The organism is Pantoea sp. WMus005, assembly GCF_013415305.1.
Classification (GTDB): Bacteria; Pseudomonadota; Gammaproteobacteria; order Enterobacterales; family Enterobacteriaceae; genus Pantoea; species Pantoea rara.
In genome coordinates, this window is sequence record NZ_JACBXU010000007.1 from 92,730 (window position 1) to 108,039 (window position 15,310).

At 49.9% G+C, this 15,310-nt stretch carries 12 protein-coding genes; 3 read left to right on the top strand and 9 right to left on the bottom strand.

Annotation, left to right across the window (positions count from 1 at the left end; genetic code table 11):
- Positions 1–23 precede the first annotated feature (23 nt).
- From HZZ01_RS19710 to HZZ01_RS19725, 4 genes are all read right to left on the bottom strand, one after another.
- A complete protein-coding gene (locus HZZ01_RS19710) occupies positions 24–1,559 on the bottom strand; it encodes a carbohydrate porin (protein WP_179899131.1) in 1,536 nt (511 codons plus the stop codon).
- A 159-nt stretch (positions 1,560–1,718) separates the two neighbouring features.
- Positions 1,719–2,645, bottom strand: a complete 927-nt coding sequence (locus HZZ01_RS19715; protein ID WP_179899132.1) for an aminoimidazole riboside kinase — start codon at positions 2,643–2,645, stop codon at positions 1,719–1,721.
- 222 nt (positions 2,646–2,867) lie between these two features.
- The gene (locus HZZ01_RS19720; RefSeq protein WP_179899133.1) at positions 2,868–3,839 is read right to left on the bottom strand and encodes a ParB family protein; all 972 of its coding nucleotides are present in this window, start codon (positions 3,837–3,839) and stop codon (positions 2,868–2,870) included.
- Positions 3,836–5,038, bottom strand: coding sequence for an AAA family ATPase (locus HZZ01_RS19725; protein ID WP_179899134.1), 1,203 nt, complete (start codon positions 5,036–5,038; stop codon positions 3,836–3,838). The genes HZZ01_RS19720 and HZZ01_RS19725 overlap by 4 nt, the downstream gene beginning before the upstream one ends.
- Before the next feature lie 1,862 nt (positions 5,039–6,900).
- On the opposite strand from HZZ01_RS19725, the gene HZZ01_RS19730 reads away from it, so the two are divergent.
- Entirely contained in the window at positions 6,901–7,974 is a 1,074-nt protein-coding gene (locus HZZ01_RS19730) for a RepB family plasmid replication initiator protein (RefSeq protein WP_179899135.1), read from the top strand.
- A 1,323-nt stretch (positions 7,975–9,297) separates the two neighbouring features.
- Here HZZ01_RS19730 and HZZ01_RS19735 read toward each other — a convergent pair.
- From HZZ01_RS19735 to HZZ01_RS19750, 4 genes are all read right to left on the bottom strand, one after another.
- Positions 9,298–10,485 carry a diguanylate phosphodiesterase gene (locus HZZ01_RS19735; protein ID WP_179899136.1) on the bottom strand — a complete coding sequence of 396 codons (1,188 nt, stop codon included), beginning with the start codon at positions 10,483–10,485 and terminating at the stop codon, positions 9,298–9,300.
- A 235-nt stretch (positions 10,486–10,720) separates the two neighbouring features.
- Positions 10,721–10,927 carry a YdgH/BhsA/McbA-like domain containing protein gene (locus HZZ01_RS19740; RefSeq protein ID WP_179899182.1) on the bottom strand — a complete coding sequence of 69 codons (207 nt, stop codon included), beginning with the start codon at positions 10,925–10,927 and terminating at the stop codon, positions 10,721–10,723.
- A 196-nt stretch (positions 10,928–11,123) separates the two neighbouring features.
- Complete coding sequence (locus tag HZZ01_RS19745; RefSeq protein WP_179899137.1) at positions 11,124–12,908, bottom strand: bifunctional diguanylate cyclase/phosphodiesterase; 1,785 nt, start codon at positions 12,906–12,908, stop codon at positions 11,124–11,126.
- A gap of 522 nt (positions 12,909–13,430) precedes the next feature.
- Complete coding sequence (locus tag HZZ01_RS19750; protein ID WP_179899138.1) at positions 13,431–13,655, bottom strand: DUF3606 domain-containing protein; 225 nt, start codon at positions 13,653–13,655, stop codon at positions 13,431–13,433.
- A gap of 369 nt (positions 13,656–14,024) precedes the next feature.
- On the opposite strand from HZZ01_RS19750, the gene HZZ01_RS19755 reads away from it, so the two are divergent.
- Positions 14,025–14,264, top strand: coding sequence for a transcriptional regulator (locus HZZ01_RS19755; protein WP_179899139.1), 240 nt, complete (start codon positions 14,025–14,027; stop codon positions 14,262–14,264).
- Positions 14,265–14,439: 175 nt separating this feature from the next.
- The gene (locus HZZ01_RS19760) at positions 14,440–14,928 is read left to right on the top strand and encodes an Hsp20 family protein (protein WP_179899140.1); all 489 of its coding nucleotides are present in this window, start codon (positions 14,440–14,442) and stop codon (positions 14,926–14,928) included.
- Between the two features lie 150 nt (positions 14,929–15,078).
- Here HZZ01_RS19760 and HZZ01_RS19765 read toward each other — a convergent pair whose 3' ends face one another.
- Positions 15,079–15,288 (bottom strand): CsbD family protein, encoded by a 210-nt coding sequence (locus tag HZZ01_RS19765; RefSeq protein WP_179899141.1) that lies wholly within the window; start codon positions 15,286–15,288, stop codon positions 15,079–15,081.
- Positions 15,289–15,310: the final 22 nt, after the last annotated feature.

Here is a 15,310-nt window from a genome sequence, read left to right on the forward strand (position 1 = left end):
CCCCGGCATCCGGGGCCACCCGATCAGAACCAGGTTTCCATCTGTACGCCGAAGTTCCATTCGCCACCGGCGTCAAAGCCTTTGCTGCCGAACGCGTCGTCACTGGCATAGTTATCCAGCCGGTGATCCCAGTTCATCCAGGTGGCAAACAGTCGAATTTCCGGACGCTTAAGGAAGTCACCGACGTCACCGGCTTTCAGGGTGGGTGCAACGGTGAGTTTGGTGAAGCTGCCGCTGACCGCATTACGGTTGTTGTAGCCTTCCGGACGCAGATCCATGTACTGATAAGATCCTTCATACTGCATTTCAAAATTCTGGGTGATTTCCTGTATCAGCCGCAGGTTGACTGTCGCCCAGTCATAGCTGTCCCCTTTGACGTAGCGATCGTCACTGCGCTGTGCCAGTACGGCAGGTGCAATGTGCCAGCCACCGCCCAGCGGGGTGATCCCGTAACTCGCCAGCCGCCAGGTGTTCGCTTCTGGCAGCAGTGCGCCGTCAGAACCAATCGACTTCACCTCTGCGCCCAGGCCATGACCATAGAGCAGTGCGGTTTTCGATATGCCCTCTGTCAGCCCATAGAAGCTGTCGTTATGCAGACCAAGCAGCGCATGTACGCCGGTTTCAGCCGCATCGCTTTTGACCCTGAGCCCGTCGATATCCCGGCGATCGTCGTTATCTTTCGCCCGCATACCGCTGACCATCATTTGCACCGGGCCGACAAAGTTATTCAGCGACAGGATGTAGTTCTGCGCCGTATTTTCATTGTTTTCGATGTCGCCAAAGGTACGGCCATACAGCGAGATATTACTACGCGTCTGATCGCTCCACTTCATGTCGTAAATACCAGCACCGGTACCGGCAAGGAACACCACATCGGAGTCGATCCAGTGGATATCAAAGTTATCACGATCAAAACGCTTACCAGCCCATACGGTTGCGTTATCGAACGCGCCGGTAAACGTTGGAAGCTGACCGAGTTCGACAAACGCCTGACGCAGGTTGAGATCGCTGCTGGCGGCCGTCCAGTCGTTGTAGGTGCGCTGTCCATCGGCCAGCATCGCTTTGAAGCGGGTGGTGGCGCCATTGTCCAGTGTCTGCTTATGTTCGAGATTGAGCTCAACGTAGGTATCCGGTTCATTACCCAGACGTCCAACGTGACCACCGGTTTCACCGGCAGGAGTGACCGTCGGGCCACCCTGCGTTTTGGCAGCTGAGCTGTTCATCAGCAATCCGGAACGGGCGTAACCGTGGAACTCAAAGCCACCTTCATCGGCAGATTTTTGTTCCAGCTTCGCGGTACGCTGAGCAACGTCAGCAGTAGAATTCTGGGTCTGCTGCTGCACTGTAGCCAACTGCTGAGCCTGCTTTTCCGCCAACTGTGCCTGCTTTTCGGCAACCTCAGCGCGGGTTTCAGCGACATTCGCCCGCTGCTCGGCTGCCTGCAGTCGCAGTTCCATCGCCGCAAGGCGTGCTTCAATGCTGCTCATGCTGGGATCGGCCCAGACTGATGGAGAAATTAAAATTAAAGATAGGGCGACTGCTAACGTGCTTTTTTTCATTTTTTTATATCCCTGAGGAGAGGCTATCATCACCGGTATTTTTGCTAAACCGGTTTAGGCGCAAATCATAGCCAGGGGTAATTTCCCTCTGCAATGAAAATAGCTAAACCGGTTTAGTGATTGTGAGATAGCTCTCAAAACAGGAGCATTACATGATGATTAGCTGGCCAGATCGCCCAACTGGTGGAGCCAGGGAAGCGCTGTCATGGCACCTTTCGCGGTGGTTGCCAGCGCGCCACAACGTTGTGCTGTGGCAAGACAAATGGTCAGCGTTGATTCATCGTCAGGCAGACCTGACTTCGCCAGTCCCCAGAGTAATCCGGCCACGAAGGCATCTCCTGCACCTGTGGTATCAACGCTGTCCACCGGCGTAGTGGCATGGTGAGTTATCTCGCCCTGATAGCAGGCGATCACCCCTTCCCTGCCCCGCGTCACCAGTAACAAGCGAATGCCAAATCGTTCGGCCAGCAGCGGCATGCTGACAGCCGGTTCCTGGCCCGGACAGAGGAAATCAAGCTCCTCGTCTGAGAGTTTGACCACGTCGGTATGACTGAGCGCCTCGTTGACCACCGCATGCAGCTGTGCCTGATCGGGCCAGAGGTCTTCACGGAGATTTACATCAAAGCTGACATGACCCCCTGCAGCACGGATCCGTTTCATCGCGGTCAGCGTCGCGGTACGGGAAGGTTCTCCCGCCAGGGCGATCGAACAGCAGTGTAGCCATTCATCGCGCTGGAATTCCGGCAGGTCGGACGTTTTAAGAAACAGATCGGCACTGGGCCGCACCATAAAGGTAAAGGAACGTTCGCCCTGCTCATCCAGCCCGACCACCACGGTTGAGGTGCGGTGTTGTGAATCAGCGATCATGTAGCGGGTATCGACCTTCTCTTCACTGAGCGTCTGTCGCATAAACTCACCAAAGGGATCAGCGCCTACCCGACCGATAAAACCGCTGTTTCCCTGCAGACGGGAAATTCCAACGGCGACATTGGCGGGTGCTCCGCCCGGACACTGCATAAGACGACCCGACATTTCCGGTAGTAAATCGACCACGGCATCCCCGAGGCACCATACGCGAACAGACATAAAAGACTCCTGTAATTAAACCCGATAGCTAAACCGTTTTAGCTATAGCGTTAAACCGTGACGAGTTCAAGCGTTACAGTGCCAAAGTGATGCGTAATTAACAGAGAAGTTTATCGGGTGAAGATGTCAGGCACGGATAAGGCTTCAGACAGGCAGGTGGAGAGTGGAATAAAAATAACCGGCACAGCGGCCGGTTCAGACATTACACACGTGTGATGACGATTACTTCAGTGTTGAGAGTATTTGTCTGATGGATGCATCGATCTGTTCAGCTATCTCTTTTGGCAGACGACTGAATTCATACTGGACAGTGCGCTTCTCATCATTAGTTTTACGACGTGCATAGGTATTGGCCGTGGTAAATGTTGCCAATTTCTCTGTCACGGTTTTGCTGACGGGCACCGGCTTTTTTAACTGACGACGGGCGCTTTTGAAGCCACTCAGGATAGCGCTTTTCTTATCATCTGCGTTGGTGCTTTGCAGGGAAACATCTTCATTCAGCTTTTGCTGGATCTCGCTGACCAGTGAAGAGGCCTCAACCGCTTCCGCTTTCGCCTCTTCCCAGACATCAAGCAGCAACTGATAATCCTGAAGGGTCAGCTCAGAGACAACCGGAAAGAGTTCGATAAACTCAGCGGGTACGGATGCTGCCTGGAAAGCACGTGAGACTTTGGCGTTAGAGATGCCTTCTGCCTTTGCAATTTCTGATTTGCTCATGCCATTTTCGTTCATCAGCATAAAGCGCAAACCTAATTCGCGCAGGTTGTGCTCCTTCGCAGTCTGAATATCTGCGGCCAGCTGACGCGCATCACTGAGGCTCAGTTCATCCGCGGTGACCAGTACTTCCAGACTGGCACCGGAAAGAATGCACGCGGCACGACGGCGCGAACCATCCATGATCTCAATTTTGTCACCGTTGACACGACCAATAGCCGGAAAGAACTGTTGCAGCGTAATCGTGCGGGTGATTTCCTGAAGTGATTCTGGCGTCAGCGTACTCTGGTCACGGCCATTAATTTTTGGATCAACGCTGGTTCGTGTCTCAATATCATCATGCAGGATGAGCTGGCGGACAAAGGTCGCCTTAGCACCAGACTTCAGCGTAAAGGTGCGCGACTGGCTGCTGCTGTCAATCATGTTCGCAATAGCAGAATCACCAAACTTGCGGCCAATGCGCTGTATAGGTTTGCTCACAGGGTACTCCTGATATATTCGATGCGGTCAAACACAGCTCTTGAGAACTGCTCGGCTTCATATTTCGCTTTGCGCAGAGCGTCTGCACTGCCCGGATAGGAGGAAGGATTGGCGCTGATTACCGTATCAAAAGATTCCCCGCAGCGTTCAAATCCATCCAGTCGCGGTAAGCTGCAGTCCAGCATCGATTTGGTAAACACTTCGCGGGCATAGCTTTGAGAAGTCAGGTGATCGTGTTTTGAGGTCATCTTGGACATAAAGCCGATATTAGCTTTGAGTCGGGGTTCGATACCTTCGGACTCTATACGCTCAAGCATTTCAGGCAGACGCGTCAGATACTTCATGGTGGAGTGGAAATCGACCTGCGCCGGCGGCGTTGGTGTCAGCAACACATCACTGGCTGCAATTGCATTCAGCATGAAGGAATCAAGATGAGGACCCGTATCAAGGAATATGAAATCGTAATCTCCCGCCAGGCGATCAATCACATTGCGGCGTAAGACCTCTGAAGGTGCAACACCTGGCAGATGTTCAGCTACCAGCTCTTCCCAGTCGCTGGCAACAAAACCATCGTCGATAGAAGCCGGGATCACATCTACGCCTGGCATGACGGTTGGCTTAATAAATTGTTCACGAAGCTGGTCTGCATCAAGATCGTTAAGCATCGCCTGCGCTGCCGTTTCCAGAACGGAACCTACGCTGTTAGTGTGGCTCAGGAACATTGTGCTCGATGCCTGGGGATCCAAATCAATAACCAGAATGCGCAGATCATTGTGAAGCATAGAAGGATGGGCGCGCATACCGTGAGCCAGTGTGACGGTGCTGACGGTTTTAGAAACGCCGCCTTTAAGGCTGACAACAAAGACAACAAAGGGACCATCATGGCGATCGCGATATTTCGGTATTTTACGATGCGCATAGATATCGACCACGTTTTCGATGGTCAGGGCATATTGCGATGTACTACCGGTCTGTTTCTTACCAAACTGATAGCCCGCTGCTTCCATATCATTAATGGCAGCGACAACAGCATGCTTACTCAGCAAAGGCATATTCGCGACAGCATTGCGCGAGAAGGTCTGATAAAAACCGGTCTGGTTAAATTCCTGACGCTGCTGCTCAATGTGGCTACTCAATCCATGTAACATGGAATTGGCCCGTGTGGCCATTTCCAGCACTCCACCATAATCACGCTTCATAAGACCCTCTGCGTTAATGTTTTTTGCATACTACACAAAAAGGGTTTACCTGCCAATTTATAAGAAAAAAGACAAAAACCTGGATTTCCTGTCCGTGATGTTGAAATGGAGAAGAGAGAGTCAGGTGAGTTTTAAAAGGCTAAGGATTCTGGTCATGTCAGTAAAGAAGGTTAATGGCGTTTTCTGATGTGTTGCGGAGGGTGTTTTCACGATGAAAATAGCATAAAAGTCGTTATAAATCATTTACATAAAACTTAAACAGCATGGTGAAAATTTTCGTTTAAACAGCATCTCATTATGCTTACACTTTCGCGTTTGATAGTAAAGTGAGTTGATATAAGGGGCGCTGCTGACATCGATTAACGTAGATCATATCTGGCTAATCTATTCTGCCATATTTTCTGTATCATGACCCTCTCATACCCTGGCTGGATGACGACTTTTTAACACTGCTTTGCAGCAATCTTTCTTGTGCTAGTGGATGATTGCGTTCTTTAATCAGGGGAGGTCAGAGCAAAATAATTGGAATATATTCTACCCGAACACTTTAGTCGTTTCGTTAATCTGGCAGCAAACACATTGAAACTTATGAACGAGGGCAAAGGACTTTTAATCACAATACGAGTATGAACTCTCAACGATAGAGTTAGCGGTGATTCAAAAATTTTGTAAGCTCCAGCCTTTTTTCTATTGTATCCCGTCTAATCTCTATAGTCCGTTATCTCTGTATTTCCCCTTATGACCGTCTGGCTTCACCTGCATAATAATCATGGCATTCACACTTCAGATCTTCTTCCACAGAGATTCATTATGCTGATGGGCTCATTTCCTGTGAGCAGGCTTTATTGCCCGATGTTTCTGATCAAATCATATATTGTCGGCTACCACGTCAAAACTTCCTATGTTTAGCATTCTATCTACCTCTGTGATATCAGAGAGGTGATCTAGCATGTCGAATCATAGGGTTTTTTCACCATGAAAAAATAAAATAAATCATTATATATCAATAACATAATGAATTTTATGCAGGGTGAAAATACTGTCAGATCGTCAGAGTCTTCTATCAAAATTCAATTATCTTATCGTTAATCTGTCATTAGTGAATGCAGATCGCAGTTATACCTGGCATTTGGGTTAAACCCCCTCACGGTTAATCTTCAGCTGAGCCACTGTTCGTGGCTAATCATGACTGCACTACAGCAGGAAGAAATTTATTAAATCTGCGACTCCACGATTAGTTTGTTTTTGTCTCTTTTATCCCCGTTATCCACAGGTCAGATCCAATGGGTCGATCCCTAATAGATCAAATTGAGATCCTTAACAGATCCCCACAGTGTCTGAAGCCTTGTGGCATAAGGCCTGAGAGGGTGTCAGTAACCACTGTAGCGAGAAGAATAACCACTATAGGGAGTATAACAACCACTATAGCGAGAAGAGCAACCGCGCTGGCGAGTACGCAACAACCACTGTAGCGAGTAAATGGCCTTTTAGCGTGTGTATAACAGTGAGCAGGTCCAGCTTTCGGGATTTACTGACCGTTTGCGATGAAAGACGATGATCCAGGGAAAAGGCAGGGAACCTGAGTCATCCTGCAGCTGGCATTTTTACCGGGTTATCCACTGAATAGATCCAATAACAGATCCTCTTAAGATCCTAATAAGTTCCTTAAAGATCCCTGCAGAGCGCCAGGCCACGGTATGCCTGCCTTGAGACAGGTTCATTAACCACTATAGCGAGTAAAGTAACCACTGTATCGAGAGAAATAACCACTATGGTAAGTAGATTAACCGCTGTAGTGAGTGATAGTATCCACTGTATCGAGTAACAGCGGCTCTGGCCTGTTCACATCACGGATCTTCCTAATGCCAAGAAAAGAACCAGATATCCTGAACATAGCAGATGCATTTAGCGAAACAGACAAGCGTACAGGTGAAGTTGTTACTCTTACCCCCAACAGTAACAACACGGTGCAGCCGGTCGCGCTGATGCGGCTTGGCTTATTTGTTCCGACGCTGAAATCCACGGCGCGCAGTCAGAAGAACCAGATGAATTCCATGGATGTGACACAGGATCTCAAGCAGTTATCCCTGGTCAGATCGGAAGGCTATGACAACATTAAGATTCTGGGTGCCCGCCTGGATATGGATAATGATTTTAAAACCTGGGTTGGGATTATTCGTGCATTTGCGACGCATGAGTGTCTGGGAGACACTGTAACGCTCTCATTCGTCGAATTTGCAAAGCTCTGTGGCATTCCCTCCGCAAGGCTCTCCTCGAAGCTCAGGAGCCGTCTGGACGCGTCTTTGACCCGTATTGCATCTAATACCCTGACGTTTACCAGCAAAGGCGGTGAGAACTACACCACGCATCTGGTGCAGTCTGCTAAATACAGCGTCAAGAAAGACACGGTAACGCTGCAGGCCGATCCCAAGATCTTTGAACTGTATCAGTTCGACAGAAAGGTTCTGCTGCAACTTAAAGCCATCAATGAGCTGGCTCGTAAGGAGTCCGCTCAGGCGCTCTACACCTTCATTGAGAGCCTTCCACCGAAGCCTGCGCCGATATCTATGGCGCGCTTGCGCGCCAGGCTTAACCTGACCTCGCGTGTGATTACTCAAAACGCGACTGTCAGAAAAGCTATGGAGCAGTTGAAAGAGATCGGATATCTCGACTACACCGAAACCCGACGCGGCTCATCTGTCTACTTCTGGGTTCATTATCGCCATCCTAAGCTGCGGCCGGCTGAACTGCCGCTTAGTCAGTCAGGCCTGATCGATGATGAAATGGATGATTTTGACGATCTTGATATCGATCCTGGCGTGATTGACGTCAGCCCGCCTGAGCTGGTGATCGAAGAGGAGAGTACTGAGCTGGTGATGGTTTCGCGTGAGGAGAAAGAGTTACTCAATAAAATCAGGAAGCAAAAGAAGCAATAAAACTCTGTAAGTTAAGGCTTTCTGGTGAATGAAACTGCCTGTCTGATTGAGAATATTCAACAACCACTGTAGCGAGTAACGCTGCTCGCTACAGTGGTTATCTGAGAATCTGTAACGTTTTAATCCCCCCCTGTAATCTTCGCATAGCCGCATTAACTAACTTTTCTACAAACACCCCTGAAAGCTTCTGGACATATTTTTTACTCGCTATAGTGGTTACTCACCCGCATCAACGATGATTGCTCAAGTAACATAGCCAGAACCAGCCTCTGTATTTACTCGCTACAGTGGTTATCCTGTTTTCTTTTAACTGATTCAGGGCTGGTCAGGCTGGGGCAGGAGAGGGTGGGCGTGTCCTGTGAGGGAAAAGCACCGTGCCAGGTTTACTCGCTATAGTGGTTGTCCGTCATGTTTATTACTCTTAAGGTGTCCGTTTCGTGGTATCCCGTCGGGCATCTCACTCGCTACAGTGGTTTTCTGACCGTTTTATGACTAATGCGGTCAGTAAACAGTCAAATCGTCATACCAAAAAAGGAAATGTTCTCGCTACAGTGGTTATCAAATGGGAACAGAAAAGAGAAATCTGCTCGCTATAGTGGTTGTTATCGTTTTTATCCTGTGATGGTGCCTGCGTCGGTCTTTGTAATGTAAGTACTCACTATCATATTAAGGCCGAAAAAACGGCAAATCCTCTAAGATTATCATTTTAGACCACAAGTAAATAAATACTGGCTACAGTGGTTGATTATCAGCGACGCCGCTACTGGCAGAGATACTGATTCAACCCTGGAAAAGCGCGTCACAGAACCTCTTAACCCCGCAGCTCCCGCATAAAAGGCGGCAATTTTAGGGTGAGCCTGCTTTCACGCTAAGCTTACTCGCTATAGTGGTTGGTGTAAGAGTAAGCAGCCCAATTACCCTATGAATCAGGTTTATGAAGAGTGCCGCTCTTTGTTACCTGCTTCGGCTACTCGCTATAGTGGTTATAGGCAGCATGTAAAGCCCATTTCACTCGCTACAGTGGATAGCTATTCCATTTTGATAATTCAGGGATGAACGGTGACCGCGTAACGGCTCTTCACAGTAGTTAACCAGGTAAATTTACTCGCTATAGTGGTTACCAGAAAATACTGGCAGAGTTGTCCGGAGCCAGAAGAAAATAGCTGCCACGCAGCGTTACCGGCGTTTGATGAGCAGAACAGGTTGAGATGAACATGGCGGGGGAGGGCATATATTGTGGGATGGTTCGGCTGCCGCTCTGTATCGCTGAACAGGCAAGCCCGAAAGCGGCAGCTCATCGGCATGCCGCTTAATTACCGTTCGTTACATTGCCTCCCGGTATTCCGGCCAGGCGACCGATTGTGCTTCGTAGCGACCTGCTGCGGCAAAGAGCGTGCCCTGGAAATTGATCACACCGGCGGCCTCCAGCCACATCCACTCTTCGGCCTGTACGATCCCTGCCGCAATGACAGTGATTTCCAGCGCTGAACAGCATTTGATAATCGCCTGCACCACCGCCTGCTTTGGCCCGCTGCGATGCACATCGCGTGTGATACCGGCATCGATGCGAATGCGGTCGGGCTGAATATACGTCAGCAATGACAATCCTGCTGAACCGTCACCGAAATTGTCAATCGACAGGCTGATTCCGACCGCTTTCAGCATGCGTACCGCTTCCGAGAAAGCGTCCAGCTGCGAGATTACCGCTGTTTCACTTACGCCAATAACGACCTGTTCGGGAACCAGCCCCGCCTGCAGAATGGCAGACACAATCTGATCGACGGCATCGGGCACTACCACCAGCACCATCGGCAGCAGGCTAACGTAGAGGGTCATACCATCCGGGCAGACCAGGCCAGCATGGGCAAACGTCTTTTTCACGGTTTCCAGATCGTTAACATAAAGCTGATCGCCCAGGGATTCGTCGGCTGGCGCGGGCCGCAGAGTGGTCGCTTCAATCGCAGTAACCTGACGCGCGAGGGGATCCACAACCGGGCGGAAGCTGACGCCTTCCGTTTCAGGGCGGGAGTTCGGCACATCATTGTGTTCAGAAATAAACTCCCAGTAACCCGGCGGAAGAACTTCGTAGTAATTCTCTTTCTCGCGGGACTCCACAAACGTGCGCAGGAATTGCAGTGCCCGATCATCATAGGTCAGGCGGTATTTCGACGTTCCTTTATCCAGCACCGCCTGAAGCAGCGATGAGCGATCGTGTTCACGCAGGTCGAAGAGTTCCATACCCGCATTACCAAAGCGGCGGTAGGGGGCGTAGTCGCGCATCAATTCCACCACATTATGGTGTCGCCGATCCGCACAGATTCGCTGATAGACCGCCTGAATGCCCGCTTCTGGTCCTTCAAGCAGCTGAAAGAAATGGGTACCGTTAAATAACAGGATCCCTGTCACGTCGTTAGCTGCATTAATTTTGCTGGCATTGTCGACCATTCCGGGCACGGTTTTGATGGAAAAGTCATCTGAAATATGGCTGCGATATATTATGGTGGTCAGCATGTGCAGCTCCGCTTTATATGATTGTTGTGGACACGCTAACATTGTTTAAAAAATGTTTCATCTCTCCTTATTCACTGCCGCACAGACTGCACCAGCGCAGGTGGCAGTAAGCGAAGCGGCTAATCTGCGAAACAGTTTGCAGGCTAGAAAATAATCCCGGCTGATGAAATTATGCCTGCTGCACAATAAAAAAGGCCGCCGTTATGGCAGCCTCATCACAGTAAAACGATAAACGTTATTTAATCAGCTCAGCAGAGATATAAGCACGATTATCAACACGTGCACCGATGATTTTATAGGATGCGCCAGCATCTTTGGCTTGCGCCGCAACTTTCGCTTCAGCAGCATCCAGTGTCGAAGCGGTAGCTGTGATGCTCCCGGCAAAACTACCGAAAGAAACCATTAGTGCAGTAAGAGCAACGAAAGTTTTGATGGATTTCATAGTCAATTTCTCAGCTTTTTTATTCAGAGAGAGGCGTGCTGCCTCGATGGAATGAATCATAGGCGCGATCATGCCGAACTGAAATAGCTAAGTTTTGCTGAAATAAGTCAAATATTTTGAACTAATAAAATGAGAGTGCCTGTCTTGATCTAAGAGATGAGAGCGCGATCTGATATCAGATCGCGTTCACGCCGCTTTAATGACACTCGCCACGCAGTTTCCAGTGAAGCCAGTGATCCAGTGCTTCCTCTCTAAGCGGCTTAGAATAGAAATAGCCCTGAGCCTGATCGCAGCCATACTCTGTCAGAGAGGTCACGGCATCCGGACTCTCGACGCCTTCTGCCACGACGGTATAGTCCAGCTCTTTGAGCATAGCGATAATGCTGCGGGCAATGATGCGTGAAGCAGTATCTGAGGAAAGCTCACTGATCAGGGTACGATCCAGCTTAATCACATCCAGCGGCATACGACGCAGATAACTGATATTGCTGTAGCCAGTGCCAAAATCATCGAGTGAAATGGTGAATCCTCTCTCTCTGAGCATTTCCAGTCCGCGCAGGGCGGTCGGGCTTTCAAGGATACGTTCTGTTTCCAGGCATTCGATTCCCAGCAAAGAGGTAGGCAGCTTAGACCTGGCCATCTTACTTTCCAGTGCAGAAGCAAAGCCTTCACGCGCAAAATCGCGTACGCTGACGTTTATCGTTAGTGGCAACTGGATGCAGTTATTACGCAGACGGCTGAGGCGTTCCACGGCCTGATCGATAATCCAGGCGGTCAGCACAGAGAGCAGATCGGTCTGTTCAGCGAGGGGGATAAACGCGCCAGGAGAGAGCTCGCCCCGGCTGGGATGTTGCCAGCGGATAAGCGCTTCCAGACCCACCGGCTTACCACTGTGCAGACAAATTTTTGGCTGATACACCATATAGAGCCCACTGTTTTCCTGTAACGCCTTTTTCAGATCGGTCATCAGCATGAAATCTTCAGAACGCTGGGTTTCTGCCTCGGCGTCAAAACGCTGAGAGGGCAGCCCGCGCCCGACCGCATCATTCAGTGCACTGACTGCACGACGTAATATTTCAGACGCTGGCATGCTGCCCGCAACAAAGCCAGCTTCACCGGTATGGGGCGTCAGTGCGACCGAAAGACCATCGTCCATGTCTGCACTAATCCCTTCCAGACGACCGGCTACCCAGGCTGCACTGAGTCGGCTATCCGCCCGGGTCAGGATGGCAAACCGGCCCGTGGCCACCGTATAGATCATCTCCCCAACCGCCGGACGCAGGCGCAGCGGCAGCAGCGTGGCCATATCTTTCAGCAGACTCTCGACCGGCGTCATTCCCATAGTGCGTGCCAGCTCGTAAGCACGTGACATATCGATGCAGTCAATCAGAACGAGACGGCGTGGCGTGGTATCGCCGGCCACGGCCAGATACTGTAAATCCCGTATCAGGCGCTGACGGTTAGGCAGCCCGGTCACCGGATCGGTGAATCCTGCCGCATGCCAGGCTTCCAGGAAGGACATCACCAGCGTGGAGAGCAGCGTGAGTGTCGTCACCTGATCACTGGCAAATGCCTGTGGCTGGGTGTCGGTCACACAGAGCGTGCCCAGAATAATACCGTCGCGGGTTTTAAGTGGCACACCGGCATAAAATCGAATAAAGGGAGAGCCGGTGATCAAAGGATGCGTGACAAAACGCGCATCATGATACGTATCAGGGACGATTACAGCGCTGTCACTGTCAACTACGTGGCGACAAAGTGAATCTGCGCGGGTTGAGCGTTGCAGATCAAAATTGTGTGACGCGCGTACGGTCTGAAACTCATCATCCAGCACTGAGATAAAGCTGCCGGGAATACCCAGAGCCTGACTGGCTAAGCGGACAAACTTTCGCAGAACTTCATCGCGGCTTTCATCCGGGTCACGCAGCGCCTGTAAAGCGCGGCTTCGGCGTTCGTTGTCGCCGTTGAGATTGTTAAGCATGTGTGTAGAACCCCCGCACCGTTTGATTACGGAGCGAAAAAAGAAAACTGTCCGGAGCGAAATGTGATTCGGGCGGCAGGAAATATAGTGTGATTTTTATTTTCATGCTGATGATAAGTGACTATGCGGCGGGTGTCTCTTAATATTTTCTTTAACGCATTAAAGGCGTGTTTACGATTCGAAAATTTAATCGAAGAGGTGAGGTTTATTTACATTTATTCATTTTATATAGGCATGAGCAGATTTTTCAGAAGGCGGTTAATGATGACTCTCCGTCAGGAGATGAATAAACATTCAGGATAGTTAATATTATTTCTAAGTCAGTTTTACTGGGAAAAGAGGCGGCTCTTTGAGATTAGATTGTTACTGCAAACTCAGGCGGCAGGTAAACTATTAAAATGCAAAGCAAAAGCAGGGAAGTGGCGCAGAACGGCAGATATGACCTGTCAGCATACTTTTGACTGATGCAGGCCCATCCACCGCGACGCTGGCGGTTATCCAGCGCTTCAGCCAGCAATCAGGTTAACCTTTAATGCCGTTTGATGCCTGAGTCGGGCGACGTGGCGGCGGGTTTTGCTCAAGCCAGTCCCGGACCTGTTCAGTTGTCGGGCCTCGCTCGCGGATGGCGCGCGTCAGCCTTTCCTGGGTCGTCCTCAGTTCCTGGGTCCAGTAGGTAATTTGCCACTGTTCACGAATTTCCACCTGCGACAGATCGTCTGGCGAACGACGCTGGATAGGATTTTTCATTTATTATCCTCCTCTGGTTTCAATGATGCAGCCTGAAGAACAACCTCAGACTAAACATCTATCCTGATGAAGAAAGGAGCAGTGAGGTAGCGGATTAATCCCTGAATCATCCTTAAGGCAAATATCAGGATAATTCCTGGCGCGGCGAATAAGGCACTCTAAGGAAATAGAAAAGTCGCCATCAGGACGAAATATACCGCTTCGCTTATAAAAAACCAGGCATAAATGTTCAGTCTGAAATTTGACAATTATGCAAAATAGTCAATTATTCTGTGGTCTTGTCATCCTTATTACTTTCTGGTCGCTTCGCTTTTATTGATCGCGAAGCGCTGTGCTTTTGCATTTTCATCATGTTGAAGGAGTCTTTGTTTGGTTAATCGTCCCCCCCAGTCGCCTGTGATTGTCCAGAGTAACGTGCGTGAACTTCGCCTTGCCGCCGGGCTGTCACAGCAGAGCGCTGCTGAGCGTTTTGACCTAAGCCTGAGAGTCTGGCAAACCAAAGAAGCCGCAGGTAATCCTACATTGCTAAGTCAGGGTGAATATGAGTTGCTGTTATTACTGGCTGGCCGTCATCCTCATTTCATTCTTACACCCCAGAGCAAAAAATAGCGGCTGCGTTAATGCCATGAGATTAATTTAACGGGTAAGCGGCTGTCAGATAACGCTAAAAAAATTTTATTTCCCGACTTGAAAGATGAGATCTGCTCCCTATTTATGAAGATGATCGGTAATCGGATACCGGTCAGATGAACTTTTGGATGAACCTGTTCAGGAGATTATCACTATGTCAGTAAAACAATTTTCCGTTTTCCCTTCGCTGGCTGATTCTGTGTTTTCAGACCGCTTTAACCGCATTGATAAATTGTTCAGTCAGCTGACTGGCGACAACCCGGTAACCAGCGCGCCTGCTTACGATCTGCAGCGCGTCGGAGACAACCGCTATACGCTGACCGTCAGCGTACCCGGCTGGAAAGAGGATGAGCTGGAGATTGAGTTACGTGGCGGACAGCTTTCTGTCGCGGGACACAGAGAAACAGCCGCCCAGGAGACGTCTGGCGAGGAACGGGAAAAGAACAGCAGCTGGATCCATCGTGGCATTTCCCGACACAATTTCCAGCTGAGCTTTTCTATTCCGGAACACATGAAGGTTACCGGCGCGACGCTGTCCGAGGGTTTACTTAACATCGATATGATCCAGGAAATACCAGAGAGCGAGAAACCGCGACGTATTCCGATTGCGATCGGCGGGCCGCGTACTCTTGAACATCAGTAATGTGAACAGGGCGGGAATGGCAGAGGCTGTTTCCGCCTTTTTCATCACTCAACTCGCCAGAGTGAGATTTCAGCATGACAGAGGATAACAAAGGGAGAGAAACGGCAGGGCAGTTACCGGGCGCAGAAACGCCCGGCCATGAAGAACGTGTTACCAGTGGTACTTGTTGGAATCTTCCCACTCTTTCACTTCTTTTTCGGCACGGTCTTTCTCGTAACCGTAGCGTTCCTGAATTTTCCCGACCAGCTGATCGCGCTTACCTTCTACCATTGTCATATCATCATCCGTAAGATCACCCCATTTTTCCTTAACCTTACCTTTGAACTGCTTCCAGTTACCGCTAATGCGATCTTCGTTCATGGTGATTCTCCCAATTCCGGTT